This is a genomic window from Annamia dubia NIES-4383 (assembly GCF_055394725.1).
In genome coordinates, this window is sequence record NZ_AP025630.1 from 2,728,189 (window position 1) to 2,746,429 (window position 18,241).

The 18,241-nt window shown below is 31.2% G+C and carries 18 protein-coding genes and 1 pseudogene; 7 read left to right on the forward strand and 12 right to left on the reverse strand.

The window, feature by feature from the left end; genetic code table 11:
* Positions 1-11: 11 nt before the first annotated feature.
* From dndE to Anndu_RS12345, 11 genes are all read right to left on the reverse strand, one after another.
* Positions 12-407, reverse strand: coding sequence for a DNA sulfur modification protein DndE (gene dndE / locus Anndu_RS12295; RefSeq protein ID WP_464101483.1), 396 nt, complete (start codon positions 405-407; stop codon positions 12-14).
* A gap of 72 nt (positions 408-479) precedes the next feature.
* On the reverse strand, positions 480-1,364 hold the full coding sequence (gene accD / locus Anndu_RS12300; protein ID WP_464101484.1) for an acetyl-CoA carboxylase, carboxyltransferase subunit beta: 885 nt from the start codon (positions 1,362-1,364) through the stop codon (positions 480-482).
* Between the two features lie 52 nt (positions 1,365-1,416).
* Complete coding sequence (locus tag Anndu_RS12305) at positions 1,417-2,229, reverse strand: prepilin peptidase (protein ID WP_464101485.1); 813 nt, start codon at positions 2,227-2,229, stop codon at positions 1,417-1,419.
* A gap of 366 nt (positions 2,230-2,595) precedes the next feature.
* Positions 2,596-6,180 carry a pentapeptide repeat-containing protein gene (locus Anndu_RS12310; RefSeq protein ID WP_464101486.1) on the reverse strand — a complete coding sequence of 1,195 codons (3,585 nt, stop codon included), beginning with the start codon at positions 6,178-6,180 and terminating at the stop codon, positions 2,596-2,598.
* A gap of 87 nt (positions 6,181-6,267) precedes the next feature.
* The gene (locus tag Anndu_RS12315) at positions 6,268-6,660 is read right to left on the reverse strand and encodes an STAS domain-containing protein (RefSeq protein ID WP_464101487.1); all 393 of its coding nucleotides are present in this window, start codon (positions 6,658-6,660) and stop codon (positions 6,268-6,270) included.
* 230 nt (positions 6,661-6,890) lie between these two features.
* The gene (locus Anndu_RS12320; RefSeq protein ID WP_464101488.1) at positions 6,891-8,084 is read right to left on the reverse strand and encodes a hypothetical protein; all 1,194 of its coding nucleotides are present in this window, start codon (positions 8,082-8,084) and stop codon (positions 6,891-6,893) included.
* Between the two features lie 85 nt (positions 8,085-8,169).
* Positions 8,170-9,270 (reverse strand): chemotaxis-specific protein-glutamate methyltransferase CheB, encoded by a 1,101-nt coding sequence (cheB, locus tag Anndu_RS12325; protein ID WP_464101489.1) that lies wholly within the window; start codon positions 9,268-9,270, stop codon positions 8,170-8,172.
* Between the two features lie 112 nt (positions 9,271-9,382).
* The gene (locus Anndu_RS12330) at positions 9,383-9,526 is read right to left on the reverse strand and encodes a hypothetical protein (RefSeq protein ID WP_464101490.1); all 144 of its coding nucleotides are present in this window, start codon (positions 9,524-9,526) and stop codon (positions 9,383-9,385) included.
* Between the two features lie 99 nt (positions 9,527-9,625).
* Positions 9,626-9,817, reverse strand: coding sequence for a hypothetical protein (locus Anndu_RS12335; RefSeq protein ID WP_464101491.1), 192 nt, complete (start codon positions 9,815-9,817; stop codon positions 9,626-9,628).
* Between the two features lie 3 nt (positions 9,818-9,820).
* Positions 9,821-10,045 (reverse strand): hypothetical protein, encoded by a 225-nt coding sequence (locus Anndu_RS12340; RefSeq protein WP_464101492.1) that lies wholly within the window; start codon positions 10,043-10,045, stop codon positions 9,821-9,823.
* Positions 10,046-10,160: 115 nt separating this feature from the next.
* Entirely contained in the window at positions 10,161-10,937 is a 777-nt protein-coding gene (locus Anndu_RS12345; RefSeq protein ID WP_464101493.1) for a DNA adenine methylase, read from the reverse strand.
* Between the two features lie 244 nt (positions 10,938-11,181).
* Between Anndu_RS12345 and Anndu_RS12350 the strand changes: the two are divergent.
* Positions 11,182-12,614 (forward strand): annotated as a pseudogene (locus Anndu_RS12350) (NF041680 family putative transposase).
* 97 nt (positions 12,615-12,711) lie between these two features.
* Here Anndu_RS12350 and Anndu_RS12355 read toward each other — a convergent pair.
* Complete coding sequence (locus tag Anndu_RS12355; protein WP_464101494.1) at positions 12,712-12,996, reverse strand: type II restriction endonuclease; 285 nt, start codon at positions 12,994-12,996, stop codon at positions 12,712-12,714.
* Positions 12,997-13,405: 409 nt separating this feature from the next.
* Between Anndu_RS12355 and thiO the strand changes: the two genes are divergently transcribed.
* From thiO to Anndu_RS12385, 6 genes are all read left to right on the forward strand, one after another.
* Positions 13,406-15,343: a glycine oxidase ThiO gene (gene thiO, locus Anndu_RS12360; RefSeq protein WP_464101495.1), complete on the forward strand. Its 1,938-nt coding sequence runs from the start codon at positions 13,406-13,408 to the stop codon at positions 15,341-15,343.
* Between the two features lie 36 nt (positions 15,344-15,379).
* The gene (locus Anndu_RS12365) at positions 15,380-15,706 is read left to right on the forward strand and encodes a DUF6883 domain-containing protein (protein WP_464101496.1); all 327 of its coding nucleotides are present in this window, start codon (positions 15,380-15,382) and stop codon (positions 15,704-15,706) included.
* 3 nt (positions 15,707-15,709) lie between these two features.
* A complete protein-coding gene (locus Anndu_RS12370) occupies positions 15,710-15,931 on the forward strand; it encodes a DUF4926 domain-containing protein (RefSeq protein WP_464101497.1) in 222 nt (73 codons plus the stop codon).
* Positions 15,932-16,019: 88 nt separating this feature from the next.
* Complete coding sequence (locus Anndu_RS12375) at positions 16,020-16,340, forward strand: helix-turn-helix domain-containing protein (protein WP_464100878.1); 321 nt, start codon at positions 16,020-16,022, stop codon at positions 16,338-16,340.
* A 13-nt stretch (positions 16,341-16,353) separates the two neighbouring features.
* Positions 16,354-17,007, forward strand: coding sequence for an HARBI1 family protein (locus tag Anndu_RS12380; RefSeq protein WP_464101136.1), 654 nt, complete (start codon positions 16,354-16,356; stop codon positions 17,005-17,007).
* A gap of 149 nt (positions 17,008-17,156) precedes the next feature.
* On the forward strand, positions 17,157-18,212 hold the full coding sequence (locus tag Anndu_RS12385) for a transposase (RefSeq protein WP_464101498.1): 1,056 nt from the start codon (positions 17,157-17,159) through the stop codon (positions 18,210-18,212).
* Positions 18,213-18,241 lie beyond the last annotated feature (29 nt).

Genomic DNA, 18,241 nt, shown 5'->3' on the forward strand with positions numbered 1-18,241 from the left:
GAAAAATGGGATTAAACTATATTTTGATCTGAAATTAAAATAACTAAATCTTCAATTTTCTTTAAATTAAGATCCCCTGCTAAATAACCAATTCCACGATGTAAATGTAATCTAAATTGTTGAGTCAAAGTTTCTTTATCGGTTTTCAAACCATCATTATAACATCTTTGTTTTAAAGCTATTAATAATAAATCGCATAATTCACCCCCAAAAACACGCCATGTTATCTCTACATTACTATCGGCTGGAATGTCAATTGGGGTGGGGATAGTGGGTTCTGCTAAAGAACGACAAAAAGCCCAACGACAAAGGATATTCCACTGATCAATTTTGGTATATTGTTTGAGTTTTCCTAATTGAGTTTTGCCAGTTTGAGATAATTTAAAACGTTCAAAAGGTGCTTCCATATATTTTTAATATTTAAAAATCAACACTTATTAATTATTACTTATTACTTATTATTTATTATTTATTATTTATTATTGCACGGGTTGAACAAGAGAATAATAAGGTTGATGTAAACTAATTAAATTAGCTAAGGTTTTTTTAAGTTGAGTACGATGAATGATGGCATCTACAAAACCATGTTTTAATAAATATTCAGAAGTTTGAAATTCATCGGGTAATTTTTCCCGTAAAGTTTGTTCAATGACACGACGGCCGGCAAAACCGATGGCCGCTTTAGGCTCGGCAATGATAATATCCCCTAACATGGCAAAACTGGCTGTAACTCCGCCCATCGTAGGATGGGTTAAAACTGGAATATAAAGTAATTTGGCATCTTTATGGCGTTGTAAAGAGCCGGAAATTTTGGCCATTTGCATTAAACTGAGCATTCCCTCCTGCATTCTAGCCCCCCCAGAAGCACAAATAATAATCACGGGGAGATTTTCGGCCGTAGCATATTCAATCAAACGGCATAATTTTTCCCCCACTACGGATCCCATACTGCCCCCCATAAAATCAAAGTCCATCACGCCAAGGGCAACGGGTAAACCATCTAGTAAACCTGTACCAGTTTTAACCGCATCAGTTAAACCCGTTTTATCTTGATAATCTTTAAGACGATCTTTATAAGCCTTACGGTCTTTAAATTTTAAGGGATCTTTAGGTTTAATTTGTTCATTTAAAATTTGCCAAGTTTGATCATCTATCAGTTGACGGATCCGCTCTTGGCTACCGATGCGAATATGATGATCACATTCTGAACAGACAAAATTATTGGCTTTGAGGTCTTTGGTATAAGCCACATGGCCACAGACGGGGCATTTTGTCCAAAGACCATCGGCGATTTCTCTTTCTTGTTGTTTTTGTAGAGGTGGATCCATTTTTTGGCGATTTGCAAACCAATCAAATAAAGACATAAAAATTCAAATTTTAAAAATAAAAATTCAATAATAATTAGGAGTTAAGAAATTAAAAAGCTAAATTGTTTAAAAACAATTTTTGATAGGTGGTTATTATCATATCACTCCAAAAGACACTACAGAGCGCGCCCAATGCTAAAAAAGGCCCAAAAGGTATTTTTTGAAAAGTTCCTAGCTGTTTAAAACCAATGCCAATTATGCCAAAAATTGACCCGATCGCACAGGCTAAGAAACCGGAAATTAATAAGGCTTTCCAACCGATCCAAACGCCAATCATGGCGAATAATTTGGGATCTCCTCCTCCCATTGCTTGTTTTCTAAAGATAATTGTGCCAAGAATACCGATTAAATCTAAACTCCAAATGCCCACTGTCATGGCAATTAAAGCCCATGTTAACTCAGAAATTAATCCGGTTAAACTATTATTTAAAAAGCCGTTGATTGAGTTAAAAATTAAGCCTAAAATTAAGCCTGATTGAGTTAGTTGATTGGGTAAGGTCATTGTATCTAAATCTATTAAAGATAAGGCTAATAACCAACTAATAAAAAGCCAATAACCAATGGTAGTAAAAGTTAAGCCAAAATGACTAAAAATAACTAAAAATAATAGGCCTGTGATTATTTCAATAAAGGGATAACGGCCGGAAATTTGACTATGACACCAACGGCATTTTCCCCTTAACCAAAGCCATCCAAAAATAGGGATATTTTCGGTTTTTCCTAAAGGATGAAAACATTGAGGGCAACGGGAAGGTGGGTAAAGTAAAGAGATTTTAGCGGGTAAACGGTAGACTACCACATTTAAAAAACTACCGATGGCAGAGCCGAATATAAATATTAATAAATAAGGTATTAAATCCATTTTTTTATTATTAAAATTTAATGAGCAATTTTAAAATATAAATTAAGTTAATTTTCTTTTTTCCCTCTCCCACAGCAGGGCGTTTTCAAAGTCGGGGGTAAAATACAATTCTGAGTTCAATTTATTGAACGATCACTGTTAGCAATGAAATTGATTTCATTGGGAGTGAATTACTCACTGTGATCTCTTAAAGTATTGATCCCGCCTTGAAATGAATTTCAAGGCTAATATAAATCGTTCAATGAATTGAACTTAATTTATATTAGAAATTATAACTTTTTTAATAATTTGTGATTTATTAATCTTAAAAATAAGTGAAAAAGCCCTGCTTCCACAGGAGAGGGGCGGGGGATGAGGGCAAATATTCTACTGTAAAGTTAAAATCCGACTTTTTTCATCCCAACCAATTTTAACTCCTAATCTTTTCAATTCTCCTGTTTTAATATAGGTGATATTTTGATAAGTAATAGTTTGATTTTCCACTAGATTTGATGATTTAATTTTAAGGGATTTAATTAAATTAATTGGAATATAAGAAATACCCGTTTTTTCAATAATTAAACCTTGATTTTTAAAGGTTTCATCTTTAATTTTTAAATCAACAAATTTAATTTTGAACTTACCTGAAAATTCTAAATTAATCTTATTGGCTTCAGGTTTTATCTTACCACTATTTAAGCCTAAATGATTTAAAACAGGTAAAGAAAAATAGGTATTATTGTTATCAATTAAACCATTACTTTCATAAGTTAAATCACCGATTGTAACATCTATGGGTTTTAAATTTTGAGTAGAAGAAATAACTTCAGATTCTTTATTTCCGCCAAAATAATTAAATAAAAATGCTCCAATTATGGAAAAAGCAGTAATTCCCACCAAGCCAAAAGTTAACCAGCGTGGTTGTTGGGATTGGGCCATTAAATAAGTTTTAAGATTGTCAAAATCATTAACTTTTTTAACTTTTATTTGCTTAGATAATGGTTGATTTTTGAGGGATTTTTGTCCTAAATTAGTAAGATTTGATTGATGCCATGAACAGTTTTTTAAATGGGCAACTAAAGAGCGATTATTAGGCAGATTTGAGATCAATATTTTTTGCCCATTTAAAGCTTGATATTCCTTATTTTTAATAGTAGGAGATACTAAAACGGTTAAATCATCAGGATTAATTGCTAATAAAAATAATTGGAAAAGTACACTTAAATCCCGTCTTAATACTAATCCATTAGAAGGGTGATCGGGCATTTCTTGAGCGGAAGGATTGATCATTACAACTTCTAATAGTGGTAAAATATTACATTGGGTAATTGCACATTGATTTTGATAATATTCAAAAACATTTTTCTTAAAATGGTATTGAAGTCGGTTTTTTAAAACAGATTGAATAGACTCAATCACGGGATTATTTAACTTTTGAATAAAGGTAGATTTTGATTGATTGATTCTTCGTCTTTCTATGGCTGTATTAGATTCATTTTCTTCATTTTGAGCAGTTATTTCACTTTCAAAATTAGATTGAGATTGAGTTAATTTTTCTTCTTGATCTTCAATTATTGAATCAGAAAATTGATTAAATTTAGCAATTTGTTCGGGGGATAAATGTTGATCTTCTTCAATCTTTTCAGATAATTGATTTTCTAATTCAAATAAATGATCGGAATTAGCACTTTCATTTTCAGTGAAAAAAGGATTAGTTTCTATGTCTAAATCACGGGGTAAAATGTTAGCTAAATCTTCATTATCAGCATTAAAATCAATCAAAGTTTCTTTACTTAAAGTTTCTTTTTCTTCACTTTCTGATTCAAAGAAATGATCATAATTATCATTTTCAGTTTCATTTTCAAGGAAAAAGGGATTAGTTTCTGTTTCTAAATCATCAGGTAAAATTGCTGGTAAATCTTGACTATTAATATCAAGATCAATCAAAGTTTCTTTAGTTAAAGTTTGTTTTTCTTCACCTTCATTTTCAGCGACAAATAAATTAGTTTCAGTTGCTAAATCATCAGGTAAAATCAATGGTAAATCTTCACTTTTTTCCTCTTTTTCTATTGATTCAAATTGCTCAATAATTACCTGATTTTCAGTTAATTCTAATAACTCATTTTGAGTTTCAGATATCTGTTGTAATTCATTGGGATTATCTTCTAAGATTAAAGTAGGTTTATTATTATTATCAAAAACCGAGATATTTTTAATAGTTTCTTCCTCAGTTATAAGGGAATCTATCTCATTATTTAGCCCAATAGATAAATCAAAAATATTATCTTCATCAACTAAAGTGGCCTTAGTTAAAGTTTCTTTTTTCTCACTTCCTAAGTTAAATAAATCATTGATTTCCCGATCTAAATCATAACTTTCATGGGATAAAATTAAATCTTCTGCTAATAATTGATCAAGCTCATTTTCTTCCCAACTTTGAGCATAAATAATTGGTTTTTGCTCTTGATTACTAGCACTTTGTAAGAAAAGATCACTGATTTCTAAGTTATCTAAATTGTCTAAACTTTCTAAACTTTCTACATTTCCTAAAGTTTCAATTTTGATTTCTTCAGAATCATTTAACCATCCTCGATCATTGGTTACAATGCTTTCTAAAATATTACCTAATTCCATATTTTCTGAAGATTGATCAGGAATTTCTAATAAACTATCAAGATTTTGTTCTGATTTTTGCTCTGATAAATTATGATCAAAAGTAAGATTTTCTGGTGATTTATTGGGCATTTCTTCTAAAAAAGGATCACTAATTTCTAAAGTTTCAATTTTAATTTCTTCAGAATCATTTAACCATTCTTGATCACTATTATCAGGTAAAATTGTTTCAAACATCTCACCTGATTCTCTATTTTCTTGATTATCTAAATTATCTAAATTAGCCCTATCTTTATCTTTAAAAATACTATTTTGATCATTTTCTGGCATTTCTAAAAAGGGTTCAGTTATTTCAATCATTTGATTTTCTTCAGAATCATTAAACCATTGATAATCATCTAAAATATTACTTAAAGGCTGATCTTCTATTTGATTAGAGGGAATTTCTTGATTAACTTGTGTATTTTCCTGTGAATCATTAGATTGATCTAAATTATGGCCAAAAATAACGGCATGATCCTCTTGATCTTCATTTTCAAACCATTCAGAATTATCCATTTCTAAAAATGGAGAATAATTAGATAAATCATCACTTTTACTATCAGTTTCTACCTCGGATAAATAACTATCATAAATAATATCTGTATCAATTTCATTAGTTTCAATTTGATTTTGATTTTCAAAAAATTGAGCCTGATTAATTTCTGTTTGTTCAGCATTATTATCATTATTTTCTATTAAAAAATCATGGCTTTGATCCTCATCATCAATAGATTCATTAAGCCCTTGATCTACCTCAATATCTGGGATTTCTTCTTGTAAAGATAATATTTTATCCCTTAATTGTTCAGGAATAATTGCATTTTTTAAATCATCATAATCCACAATCGCATAATCAATATTTGTTTCAGTTAAATTAGTGCCTCTGAGATTAGCACCCCTTAAATTAGTACCTTTTAAATTAGCTCCCCGTAGATCGGCCGCCGTTAAATCAGAGCCGACAAAACTAGCCCCTCCTAAATCACAATTACACAAATTAGAAGCACTTAAATTAACTCCACTGATTAAAGCTTTTGATAAATTAGAATTTTCTAAATCAACTTTAACTAAATCTGCTCCCATTAAATTAGCACTTTTAAAATTAGCATTTTTTAAATTTGAACGGTTTAAATTTGCTCCCATTAAGTTAGCTTGTTCAAAATTTATTGCTTCTAAATTTGCATCTTCCATCACAATTAAAGGGAGTTTAACTTGTGCTAAATTAGCTTGATTTAATGTAAAACCTTTAAAGTTACGTTGCCCTTGATTATATAGGGCTAAAAGTTGTTCAATTTTTTGGGCGGTAAGATTATTATTCATAAGACAAAATTAAAAAAATTAAAAAATTAAAAAAATAAAAAAAATTGAAATTAAAAAAATTTTTTAAATGATAAATCTGGAAATTCATCAATCATCAATTGATAATTTTACTTGAATCGAAACTTCAGGAATTTCATTAAGATAACGATATTCAGGAATTTCTACTTTTAATTGTTCATAAAATTCTTCTTTGACTTTATAAATTTCCATAATTTGATTCATTGAAGTTAAACGAAAAATACTTAAAACTTGAGTTTGAGAAGTAAAAATTGCAAATCTTACTCCCCCTACCTGAGCAATTTTAAATGCTCTGACAACTGCCCCTAAGCCACCACTATCTGCAAATGTAACCCCTTCAAGATCTAATAGTAAAAATTCAGGCTCAAATTCCATAATTGCATGGGTTGTTGCAATTAATTGTTTTCCTGTTAAAAGATCTAGTTTTCCAAATATTTCAAGAATATGTACTATTGGTTGCATGATAGTAGAAGATTGGTTAAAGTATTTTCAAGTTTTAAGTAAAAATTATTTGATTTTAAAAAGTAATCAAATAATTACTATTCTAAGTAAATTTTAAAGTTAAAATGATTGTTTTTAGTTTAAATTAAAAAAATTAATTCAAGGTTTTAAACATAAAAAAAAATCATTATTTAAAATTTTTGTAAACTATTACAAGTAAGATACTGATAATATAAAATGGTTAAGTTTTTTTATTCTAAAATAGAAACAGATTCTCCTACTTTTAAGGTTTTAATTTCTCCATTTTTAGTTAAAATTGCCATTTCTTGATCTATTTTAGCTAAAATCCAACCATTATTTCCCATCGCCTCACCTTGATTAATCCGCACGATCGCATCGGCATTTTTAAATAAGGCCGCTGAATATTCCCCAAAATTAATCATTCCCTGTAAAGTATAAGTTGTATTTTGATTGCCATTGCTCGGCGATGTTTGGGATAAATCGGGAGTATTAACTTTAGGAGTAAAAGTAGGAATAGATGAGTTAAGTTGCGGTGGCGGTGGGGGGGGTAAAACTCGATTATTTGTCACATAATTATCTGAAGAATTAACTTTGATCGGGAGATTATTTTTAATCAAAGACTCTGTTTGAGGTATAATCATTTGATTGAGTTGATCATGAGCTAAATAATAGCGATCGACTATCATCATTTGGGGATTTTGATTGGAATTATTTTGGGGAAAATAATAACGATCAACTATCATTTTATCTTTAAGATTATTTTGATGTAACTTAGGTGGTTGGGGGATAGGTTGGGCTAATTGTTGACTAGAATTATGGGGAATTTGGGCTAATTTGTTATTATTAGTATCCAAAACATTTTGAGTAGGATTTAATGGTTTATCAACAGATAATTGATTAGTCATGGGAATTTTCTCAGCAATAACAGAACTTCGATTTTGTAACATCAAACCTGTTAAAATAAAACTGACGGTAATTAAGATTACCCATTTAAAAAAAGAACTAGCTTTTAAAGGTTTTTCTTCATAAAGATCCTCATGTAATTTAATTATTGGTAAAGCTTTTTTTCTACTTTGACCTAACTTTTGAGATTTTTTGACATAAGTTTGCTTAGTTGATTTTGGCGAATTAACTTTAGTTTGAGGTGGACTATTTGGCTCAATAATTTCGCTATCAATAAGGGGAATTTCTAAATTTTGATTAAAATTTGATTGATTTTGAAATTCTGAAGCAAATTCTTCCCATTTAACTTCAAAAAGTTGATTTTGTTCATTGTCATAATCAGGATTATATAAAAGTAAATCTGATAAAATCTGATTAAAGTCTGAATCAGTTAGTTCTGACCAAATGATCGGGGTAAAATCACCATCACAAGTTTCGATTGAAATTTGTTTTTGTTTTAAATAGTTTGTATATTGGGACATCTTCTTAAAAAATCGTTATTAAAAAAAATTTATAAATAATTATGGATCAATATTATCTTAGTTTTTCAAAATAAAACTAGGTTTTTTAGCAGAAAGAACTTATGCCTAGTTTTTGTAATAATAATGGCACAATTTCTTGAATTGGTAAAATTTTTTGTGCCGCTCCCAACGAGATCGCCTCTTTGGGCATTCCAAAAACCACCGATGTGTTTTCATCTTGGGCAATAGTCAAACTTCCGGCTTTATAAAGTTCCAATAAGCCCTCCGCCCCATCTCGCCCCATTCCCGTTAATAAAATGCCGATCGCTCGGTTGCGATAAAATTTAGCGATCGCCTGAAAAGTTACCGTCACAGAAGGCCGATGCCCCCCCACAGGCAGGGCGGTGCTAGGCAAAAAACGCCCTTGACGATCTAACTCCAAATGATGTTTTTCCGGCGGAAAATAAACAATCCCAGGCTGAGGAATTTCCGAATGTTGAGCGATGCGAAATTTTAAATCAGAATTATAAGAGAGCCAATCTAATAAACCTTGTAAAAAACCCTCACTAATATGCTGAACACAAACAATTGGAATGGGAAAATGAGGGGGTAATTTACTGAATAATTCTAATAAAGCTTGAGGCCCGCCCGTTGATGAGCCGATCGTCAAAATTTTAACTCCTGAACGGTTAATCGGTGCAATCAACTCAGGTGGTTGGGTTTTAATAATAGATGGAATTAACTGTTTATTTTCCTTAACTTCAGTTTTAAGCAAATTTGTTTGAGCCGATTTTGACCGTTTAAAAACCTTTACCCCTGATAAAATTCTGATTTTATTAATTAATTCTTGCTTAATAGATTCATATTCTTGAATTAATCCTGCTCTTGGTTTAGGGAAAATATCTACCGCTCCGGCCTGTAATAATAAAAAAACATTCCGAGTATCTTCTTCTTGAACAGAGGCACTAATGACTAAAATAGGAGTAGGATAATTAATCATTACTTCCGAAGTGAATTGGAGGCCATCCATTGTCGGCATATGAAGATCAGTGCAGATCACATCGGGCTTTAATTTTGGAATTAATTCCAAACCTTCTACTCCCGTAGAAGCAGTACCCACCACCCTAAGATCATTTGTGGAATCGATCAAACGGGAAAGTAAAGTTTTAGCAATAGGGGAGTCTTCTACAAGGAGAACTTTAATCATATTTTTAATTAGAAATTAAGATTTGATAGAAAATATTATAACAAATATTTTTTAAGCGACTGCTTAAAACCCTTTGCTACATCAGAAAAACCGGCCTAAGGGGGTTTTTATATTAGTAAATATTCAACTCAAAAAACTTCAACCCATCCCAGTCGGCTTGTGCTTCAATTCTTTGGGCTAATTCTTCTAAACGGGGGCGCGACTGCCCTCGACAAATATCCCAAATTTGATGATAAATTAAAGGACAATTCAACACATCAATAAACCTTGAAATAACTTGATCTTTTTCTTTATTAATCTCATTAATCTTAATATAATCACAATTTAATAATATTTTGGTATTAGTTAAGGCATATTATCTTTCTAATAAACACTTTAATAAAGATAATTGATTAAGATCGGTGGGTAAAGTTTCGGCGGAAATACCATGAAGTTGTAAACCCACTTTTAAGGCCGCTTTTCGCGCGATCGCCTTCATTAAATAAAGATGATTAGCCTCAGTCCAAGATTGAGTTTGTGAGGTAGTTTGTGGGGAAAGGGCAGTCAAAAGTTAACCTCCGGCTTCTGCGATTAAATTTTCCAAATATTCCTGTGCTTGAAGGGGGGTAAGTAAAAGAGATTCGTCTTTTAAGAGGATTTCATACTCACCACGAAAATAACCATGACCGATAATTAAACCTAATTTTACAGCCTTGTTACCCAATTGGTTAAGATGATTAATATTTAAACTCTCAACTTCTTTATTTAATTGATTTTCTAAGGAATCTTCATTCATAAGTTTAATTTAAGTAAAATTTTTGTAAAAAGAGTATCCTGTTTGTAACAACTTAAAAAGTTATTTTACTCATCGTTAGTTTAACAATTAATAGCATAACTGAAAAGTCAAACTTTTACAAGTTTAATGCTAGTTGATAATTATTTTGATTATCAATTAATTGTGATGAGGATTGATAATTAATAATTAAAGCTTCAATGATACTATTACGATTAGTTTCTTTTGCTCCAATATGATAAAAATGTTCTTTTTTGAGTAGATAAAAATTCCCCCAATATTTAGTAATAGAAGGATTATTTCGATATTGATTACTGTACCAAGTAGAAACCATAAATTTAGCTTGAGTTTGATTTAATAAAAAACTTAATCTTTCTTCATCAGTTTCTTGCCATGACTGATAATAGTCAGCAAATCTCCCATAATAAGGAGGATCACAATAAATAAAATCATTTTGATTGGCTTGAATAATTAAAGATTCAAAATCACCACAAATAAATTGCCAATCATATACTTTTAATAAACCATAAATGTGACCAATTTGATTGACAATTTTAGTAATATAAGATTTACTAAATCTTTCAATTTTTTTACAAAAGGGAATATTAAATTCCCCTTTAGCATTAAATCTCATAACGCCATTAAAACCTGCCCTTGACAAAAATAAAAAATCTAAAGGATCATGTTTTTGATTAAATCTTTTTCTCACTTCATAATAATAATTTTCCCCTTGATGTTTTAACAAATTACCTTCATTTTCTAAATATTCTCTAGCAATAAATGGTGTAATTATTTCCTCTTTAATTGCCTGATAAAAATTGATTAAATGGGGGTTAAGATCATTAAAAATAGCTCTTGTTGGTAAAACATTAAAGCCAACAACTCCAGACCCCATAAAAGGCTCTATCCAGAGGCTATTTTTGCTTAAATTAAGATTACTTAAAATCCAAGGTATTGGACTTTGGACAAAAAATTAGATTTAATGAAGCTCACATCAGACCGAAAAAATTAAAATAAGATATTTATATTAAGAGAAATTGAATATTGTCTAATAGCATAATGTCAAATAATAAACTTTCTTTCTCAACAAGTTTGTTCTATAGATTAGAATAAATAGATAGTTTATTATTCAAAATAATATGAAAATCAAAAATAAAAATTACCAAGAAGTTGAACAATTTATTCAAGGTCGTCAACGATTATATCAAAGTCTTGGTTTAAGAAAAGATGCCTTGATGAATTTACTCGATGCTCTTAGTAGTAATCAAGATGCTAAAACAGTCGTGGAATTAAGTTTAAATCCTCTATTTAAACATAAATACCAAAGTATTTATCGAGCAATTGCTGATTTTAATAAAGCGGGAAAAAAGAAATCACAAATCACAAATAAAGCCGAAATATCTAAGATTATTTTAGAGAGTATTCCTCAAAATAATCAGCGAAAGTTTCATCTATTTGGCATTGATGTAACCCCTAATTCACGCCAGTTTTCTCCTACTGTATCTGATAAAACGTTTATTCATCAACCTAACAGTATTAAAGGCAATAAACCCATCAATATTGGTCATGCTTATTCTTGGCTTTTTTACTTACCTGAAAAAATATCTAATTGTGATGCTTCTTGGACAATTCCTTTATCAGTTCAACGAGTAAAAAGCGATGAAAAAGATGTTTCTGTTGCTCATAAACAGATTAATAAAGTTTTGACAGATTCATTATTATTTAAGATAATTCTATCAGTTATTGTCGTAGATTGTCTTTATAGTCAAAAAGATTTTATTGGCAAACAAGTTCTTAATCAAGATCGACTTGTTGTCACCAGAGTTAAAAGTAATCGTGTTTTTTTTCGTCCTTTTGTCAAAGATTCTTCTGAGTTAAAAAGTGGACATCCACGTTGGTATGGTGATAAATTTGATTTAAAAGATTCAACTTCTTGGCATCCCCCTGATGATTTAATTCAAACTAATTTTACTACGAAACGTGGTAAATTATTAAATGTCAAAATTAAGGGTTGGAATAATATGTTAATGAAGGGAACAAAGGAACATAAATTGCATGATTATCCCTTTACATTATTGGAAATTACTGTTACTGATCAAGAAGGTAATTCTATTTGGAAACCAATGTGGTTAATTGCCATTGGTAAACGCCGTAACGAATTAACTTTGCTTGAAATTTATCAATCTTATCGTCAACGTTTTGACTTGGAACACTTTTTTCGATTTGGCAAACAAAGATTATTAATGAACGACTATTTAACCTCTCATACAAGTTATGAAGAAAACTGGATGAACCTAATTTTAATTGCTTATATTCAATTGTGGAATGCAAGGAATTTAGCTGTTTGCTTACCCCGCCCTTGGGAGAAATATTTGCCTAATTTTCGTGAGAGTAAGATTACCCCAGTGCTGGTTCAGAGAGACTTTTATAGAATTATTAGCACCATTGAGATCAATTCTAATTTTCCCAAACCCCGTGGTTATTCTTCTGGACGGAAAAAGGTGAAATACAAGTGAAAAGACCACGTTATCAGGTTATAAAAAAGAATCAAAAATGTCAACAAAATAGCTAAATTGCTGTTAGAAACGACTGTTAATTAATCTTTTTTCCCCTAAAATTATTTTAGGTTAGTTTTACTTTGTCTATTTTTTTATCTTCTATTTTAACCTCTACCAATTTCTTTTTGTCCAAAGTCCAAAATTTTGATGTTCTGCTAATACCATTTTATAAGAGTATCTCTGTGCAAATTCAAGAAGTTTAGGAAATAAATGTATTTCAATAATTTTGGAAATAATTTTTGTATCATTAGAAATGGTATAAACATTTTTAAATACATCAATAAAGCCTTTGATAGACCATTGACCGTCTTTTGTTTGAGAATAGTCAGATAATTCATCTACAAATACCCTCAATTTTTTGATGAAATCTTGTTTAATTTGCTCTTTATTATTCATAGTCAAGCTCAAATTTTGATTATAATATGACTTTATTGTAAACTAGATCTCTACAAATAAACTAAAATCATGATTTTGACTTAACTTTTATCAATATTTAAAAATATAATTTTGAGCTATTTCTTTATTTTTTTCAATTTCTTTTTGCAATAAATATTCATAAACAAATTGTTTTCTTTTTTCTTGGTGAACCAATTATTAATATGTATAGACTTATAGCTTTTTGCCGTTCCCAGACTACCAAAAATTTTTTTTGAATAGGCTGATATTTACTCATATTTAGATTAGATTTTAAACAGTTATTAAATATTATTTCATAAAATATACAAAGTAAACCAGAAATCATTTAACTTTTTGATCAATTCTTTAAGCTATAATGAAAAACTGATCTTAAAGGGATAAATTAACAATGAATCAAAATCAAAGTGAAATTATTGTCATCGGTGGGGGTATCATTGGAGTGGCGATCGCCGTTGAGTTGCAGTTAAGGGGGGCTACCGTCACCGTTTTAAGTCGCAATTTTCAAGAAGCGGCGGCACAGGCGGCGGCCGGAATGTTAGCGCCTAACGCCGAAAATCTCACGAATCAACATCTGTTAGAATTATGTTTAAAATCGCTTTATTTATATCCTGACTGGATCAGCAAAATTGAACAGTTGAGCGGTTTAGAGACTGGTTATTTACCCACAGGTATTATTGCTCCGGTTTATAGTAAAAATAATCACAATAATTCATTATCTCAAGGACAATGGTTAGAAAAAAATCAACTTGAATTTTATCAACCAAATTTAGGAGAGGATGTGATCGGCGGTTATTGGTATCCTGAAGATGGTCAAGTAGATACACTTTTATTAACTAAGGCTTTATTACAAACTGCTCAAACTTTAGGAGTTCAAATTAAAGAGGGTGTTAATGTTCAAACTTTAGCACAAAATAGGGGAAAAATTACCGCCATTCATACTAATCAAGGGATATTTTCCGCACAAAAATACGTTTTAGCCTCTGGGTCATGGTCAAATCAATTATTGCCCCTGCCTGTAACTCCCGTTAAAGGCCAAATGTTAGCTTTGCAAATGCCCAAACAAGGGCATAATTTTCCCTTAAAACGGGTCATTTATGGAGAAAATACCTATTTAGTACCCCGTCAAACAGGACAGTTAATCATCGGAGCAACTTCCGAATCAGTGGATTTTGAGCCTCACAATACAGCAGAAGGCATCCAAACTTTATTAAATCGTGCGATTAGATTATATCCTCAGTTAAAAAACTGGAAAATTGAGCGTTTTTGGTATGGATTTCGTCCCGGAACACCTGACGAATTACCAATTTTAGGTAAAAGTTTTGCTGATAATTTAACCTTAGCAACTGGTCATTATCGCAACGGAATTTTACTCGCTCCCGTGACAGCCTCTTTATTAGCTAATCAAATTTTAGAAAATAAAACAGATTCTTTATTAAATAATTTTACATTTGAAAGATTTTTAAACTCAAATCAAACTATGAATTTAACAACTTTTGCCACTCCTTCCGCTCCTGTTATAACTACTTTCACCGATCCCAATCCTCTGATCATCGGGGGAAAACAATTTAACTCCCGTTTAATGACAGGCACGGGTAAATATCCCAGTATTAAAGCCATGCAAGACAGTGTGATCAGTAGTGGTTGTGAAATAGTGACGGTGGCGGTGCGTAGGGTACAAACCAACGCCCCCGGCCATGAGGGTTTAGCCGAGGCTTTAGACTGGGGTAAAATTTGGATGTTACCCAATACGGCCGGATGTCAAACCGCCGAGGAAGCCATCAGAGTGGCACGTTTAGGCCGTGAAATGGCAAAATTATTAGGACAAGAGGATAATAACTTTATCAAATTAGAGGTTATACCGGATAGTAAATATTTATTACCCGATCCCATCGGCACGTTAGAAGCGGCCGAAAAGCTTGTTAAAGAAGGTTTTGCGGTGTTACCCTACATCAACGCCGATCCCCTTTTGGCGAAACGCTTAGAGGAGGTAGGCTGTGCCACGGTGATGCCCTTGGGATCGCCCATTGGATCGGGGCAAGGCATACAAACGGCCGCCAATATTCGCATTATTATTGAACAGGCTCAGATCCCCGTAGTGGTTGATGCTGGTATTGGTACACCTTCGGAGGCGGCCTTAGCGATGGAAATGGGGGCTGATGCCTTACTGGTTAACAGTGCGATCGCCATGGCGAAGGATCCCGTAGGGATGGGTAAAGCGATGAAACTAGCCACCGAAGCAGGGCGTTTAGGATATTTAGCAGGGCGTATTCCGGTTAAAGAATATGCTGATGCGAGTTCACCTTTAACGGGAGTTATTAATAGTTAAAGTAATAATTATTGATCTAAATTTATTAATAAAATTATGACTTTACTCGATCCTAATGCTATAATTTCTCCAGCTAAATTAAGAGATTATCTCTTAGTCTTATTGCCAAAAGATGATAAATCACAATATTTAGCAAAAGGTGGTTATACTCAAAATAATTGGTTACAATTAGAACAAGATTTAAGAAAGCAAATACTTACTTTAGATGCAACTCCTACTACTAAGACAAAACATGGTCAAAAATATGAAATTATTGCCAATTTAAGAGGAGTTAATCAAAAAATACTTTCAGTAAAAACTATTTGGATAGTTACACCAACTGAAACAAGATTTGTCACATTATTTCCTTATTTTGGAGGTTAAAATATGAAATTTAATTTATTTACTCAAGTCCGTTTAAATCAAGATTTACCTGAATATAATTTAAAACGAGGTAAAATTGGTACAATTGTTGAATATTATCATCATCCTGAAGGGGAAGATGGTTATAGTTTAGAAGGTTTAATTCCTTTAGATACGGTGGAAGTTTGGCAATCACAAATCGAGTTAATTTCTAATGAAATTAAGGAAAAAGAAGTGGTTTATTAGACATCTCTATAATAGACATCTCTATAATATAATAGAAATAAAAAAATTAAGCTATCATCAACAAAAATTTTAAGGAGAAATAGCCAAAATGAGTAATTATACTTGGCAATATATTCAAGATCACAAACAAGCAACTAAAAGATTATTAGGAATTAATTATGAACAATTAGAACTGCTAATCGCACATCTTTTAATCTTGGAGAAACAAGCAAAAGAAGAATCTGAAAAACAAAAAACTAGAATTATCAATTCCGGTGGTGGTAGAGAGAGTAAACTTTCAAAAGAAAACCAGATTATTTTGACTTTAATTTATTTAAGACATCATCTGAGTTTTCAACTATTAGGTATCGTCTTTCAAGTAAGTGAATCAACTGCGAATAATTTGTTTGATTATTGGCAAAAATTATGAGAGAAGCTTTGCCATGCTCTTTACTAGAACAAGTAAAAAGTCCCCAGAAAAAATAGAAGAAATGTTGGAAAAATTGAAGGAAAATGAATTATTAGTAGATAGTGAAGAACAGCCAAGAGAAAGACCTTTAGACTATGAAGAACAGAAAAAATATTATAGTGGAAAAAAATGTGAACATACTTTTAAAAATCAATTAATTAGTCTTCCAAAAGGCCGAGATATTGTGGATGTAGTGGCGGGAAAACCAGGTCCTTCAAGTGATATTAACATTTGTCGTCAAAATCTCAAGAAGTTTGGGATGAATCAAATGTTTAAAGGGGATAAAGCTTATGTGGGAGAGCCACAAATTATTACCCCAAAGAAAAAACCGAAAAAAGGAGTATTAACTCAGGAAGAAAAAGAAGAAAATAAAAAGATTTCATCGGTCAGAATATTTATAGAACATTTAATTAGAATCATAAAAATATGGCGAGTAGCAAGAGAAAGATTTAGATTAAGAAAAGATAAATATCAGTCAGTATTTTTAACAGTTTGTGGGTTAGTGAGATTAAGAATTGAGAGTTTAGTTTTAGAAATAGTAAAATCATCGTCATCAAGTGAAGTAATTGATGTTTTAATCAGTCATACTTTTGGGAGGAAATTAGATTTAGAGGAAATTTTGACGTGAAATTAACTTTACGGCGATTGATTGCTGAGTGCTGATTAAAGATGAAACTGTTACCATATAAGCTTTATCAGTTATTGGAGATGTCTAATATAATAGAAATAAAAAAATTAAGCTATCATCAACAAAGATTTTAAGGAGAAATAACAAAAATGAGTAATTATACTTGGCAATATATTCAAGATCACAAACAAGCAACTAAAAGATTATTAGGAATTAATTATGAACAATTACAACAGCTAATCGCACATCTTTTGATCTTGGAGAAACAAGCAAAAGAAGAATCCGAAAAACAAAAAACTAGAATTATCAATTCCGGTGGTGGTAGAGAGAGTAAACTTTCAAAAGAAAACCAGATTATTTTGACTTTAATTTATTTAAGACATCACCTGAGTTTTCAACTATTAGGTATCATCTTTCAAGTAAGTGAATCAACGGCGAATAATTTGTTTGATTATTGGCAAAAAATTATGAGAGAAGCTTTGCCATGTTCTTTACTAGAACAAGTAAAAAAGTCCCCAGAAAAAATAGAAGAAATGTTGGAAAAATTGAAGGAAAATGAATTATTAGTAGATAGTGAAGAACAGCCAAGAGAAAGACCTTTAGACTATGAAGAACAGAAAAAATGTTATAGTGTAAAAAAATGTGAACATACTTTTAAAAATCAATTAATTAGTCTTCCAAAAGGCCGAGATATTGTGGATGTAGTGGCGGGAAAACCAGGGCCTTCAAGTGATATTAACATCTGTCGTCAAAATCTTAATAAGTTTGGAATGAATCAAACGTTTAAAGGGGATAAAGCTTATGTGGGAGAGCCACAAATTATCACCCCAAAGAAAAAACCGAAAAAAGGAGTATTAACTCAGGAAGAAAAAGATAGAGGAAAATTAGCAATTTGGCCTATTAAGAATAATTTTAAACCAGATCAAACAAAATCTTGGTCAAAAGAAAATATTAACAAAGCTTTACATATTTCTGTAAAAGAATTTCACGAAAATTGGTTATATGAATTATATCGTTTTAATTGTGAACATTGGGCTAGACTTGTGGCTACAGGAGATTGTAGATGTTATCAAATTGCTGAATTTAAAAAATTACAGAAAAATATCCCAGTTTTCGGTTTTTTAATTGTAGGGGTGGCAGGTGCTGTAACAGGTGCTTGGGAACATAATGGTTATGCTCAAAAAATAGTTGATGATTTTACCTAATCTTTAACAAAGACAACAAAATCACAATT

Bases quoted from the DNA above. Each gene is read 5' to 3' on its own strand.
- accD (WP_464101484.1), bottom strand. From the start codon at position 1,364: ATGTCTTTATTTGATTGGTTTGCAAATCGCCAAAAAATGGATCCACCT.
- Anndu_RS12340 (WP_464101492.1), bottom strand. From the start codon at position 10,045: ATGAATGAAGATTCCTTAGAAAATCAATTAAATAAAGAAGTTGAGAGT.
- Anndu_RS12380 (WP_464101136.1), top strand. From the start codon at position 16,354: ATGCTCTTTACTAGAACAAGTAAAAAGTCCCCAGAAAAAATAGAAGAA.
- Anndu_RS12365 (WP_464101496.1), top strand. From the start codon at position 15,380: ATGACTTTACTCGATCCTAATGCTATAATTTCTCCAGCTAAATTAAGA.
- Anndu_RS12310 (WP_464101486.1), bottom strand. From the start codon at position 6,180: ATGAATAATAATCTTACCGCCCAAAAAATTGAACAACTTTTAGCCCTA.
- thiO (WP_464101495.1), top strand. From the start codon at position 13,406: ATGAATCAAAATCAAAGTGAAATTATTGTCATCGGTGGGGGTATCATT.
- Anndu_RS12305 (WP_464101485.1), bottom strand. From the start codon at position 2,229: ATGGATTTAATACCTTATTTATTAATATTTATATTCGGCTCTGCCATC.
- cheB (WP_464101489.1), bottom strand. From the start codon at position 9,270: ATGATTAAAGTTCTCCTTGTAGAAGACTCCCCTATTGCTAAAACTTTA.
- Anndu_RS12355 (WP_464101494.1), bottom strand. From the start codon at position 12,996: ATGAATAATAAAGAGCAAATTAAACAAGATTTCATCAAAAAATTGAGG.
- Anndu_RS12345 (WP_464101493.1), bottom strand. From the start codon at position 10,937: ATGGGGTCTGGAGTTGTTGGCTTTAATGTTTTACCAACAAGAGCTATT.
- Anndu_RS12315 (WP_464101487.1), bottom strand. From the start codon at position 6,660: ATGCAACCAATAGTACATATTCTTGAAATATTTGGAAAACTAGATCTT.
- Anndu_RS12385 (WP_464101498.1), top strand. From the start codon at position 17,157: ATGAGTAATTATACTTGGCAATATATTCAAGATCACAAACAAGCAACT.
- Anndu_RS12375 (WP_464100878.1), top strand. From the start codon at position 16,020: ATGAGTAATTATACTTGGCAATATATTCAAGATCACAAACAAGCAACT.
- dndE (WP_464101483.1), bottom strand. From the start codon at position 407: ATGGAAGCACCTTTTGAACGTTTTAAATTATCTCAAACTGGCAAAACT.
- Anndu_RS12320 (WP_464101488.1), bottom strand. From the start codon at position 8,084: ATGTCCCAATATACAAACTATTTAAAACAAAAACAAATTTCAATCGAA.
- Anndu_RS12370 (WP_464101497.1), top strand. From the start codon at position 15,710: ATGAAATTTAATTTATTTACTCAAGTCCGTTTAAATCAAGATTTACCT.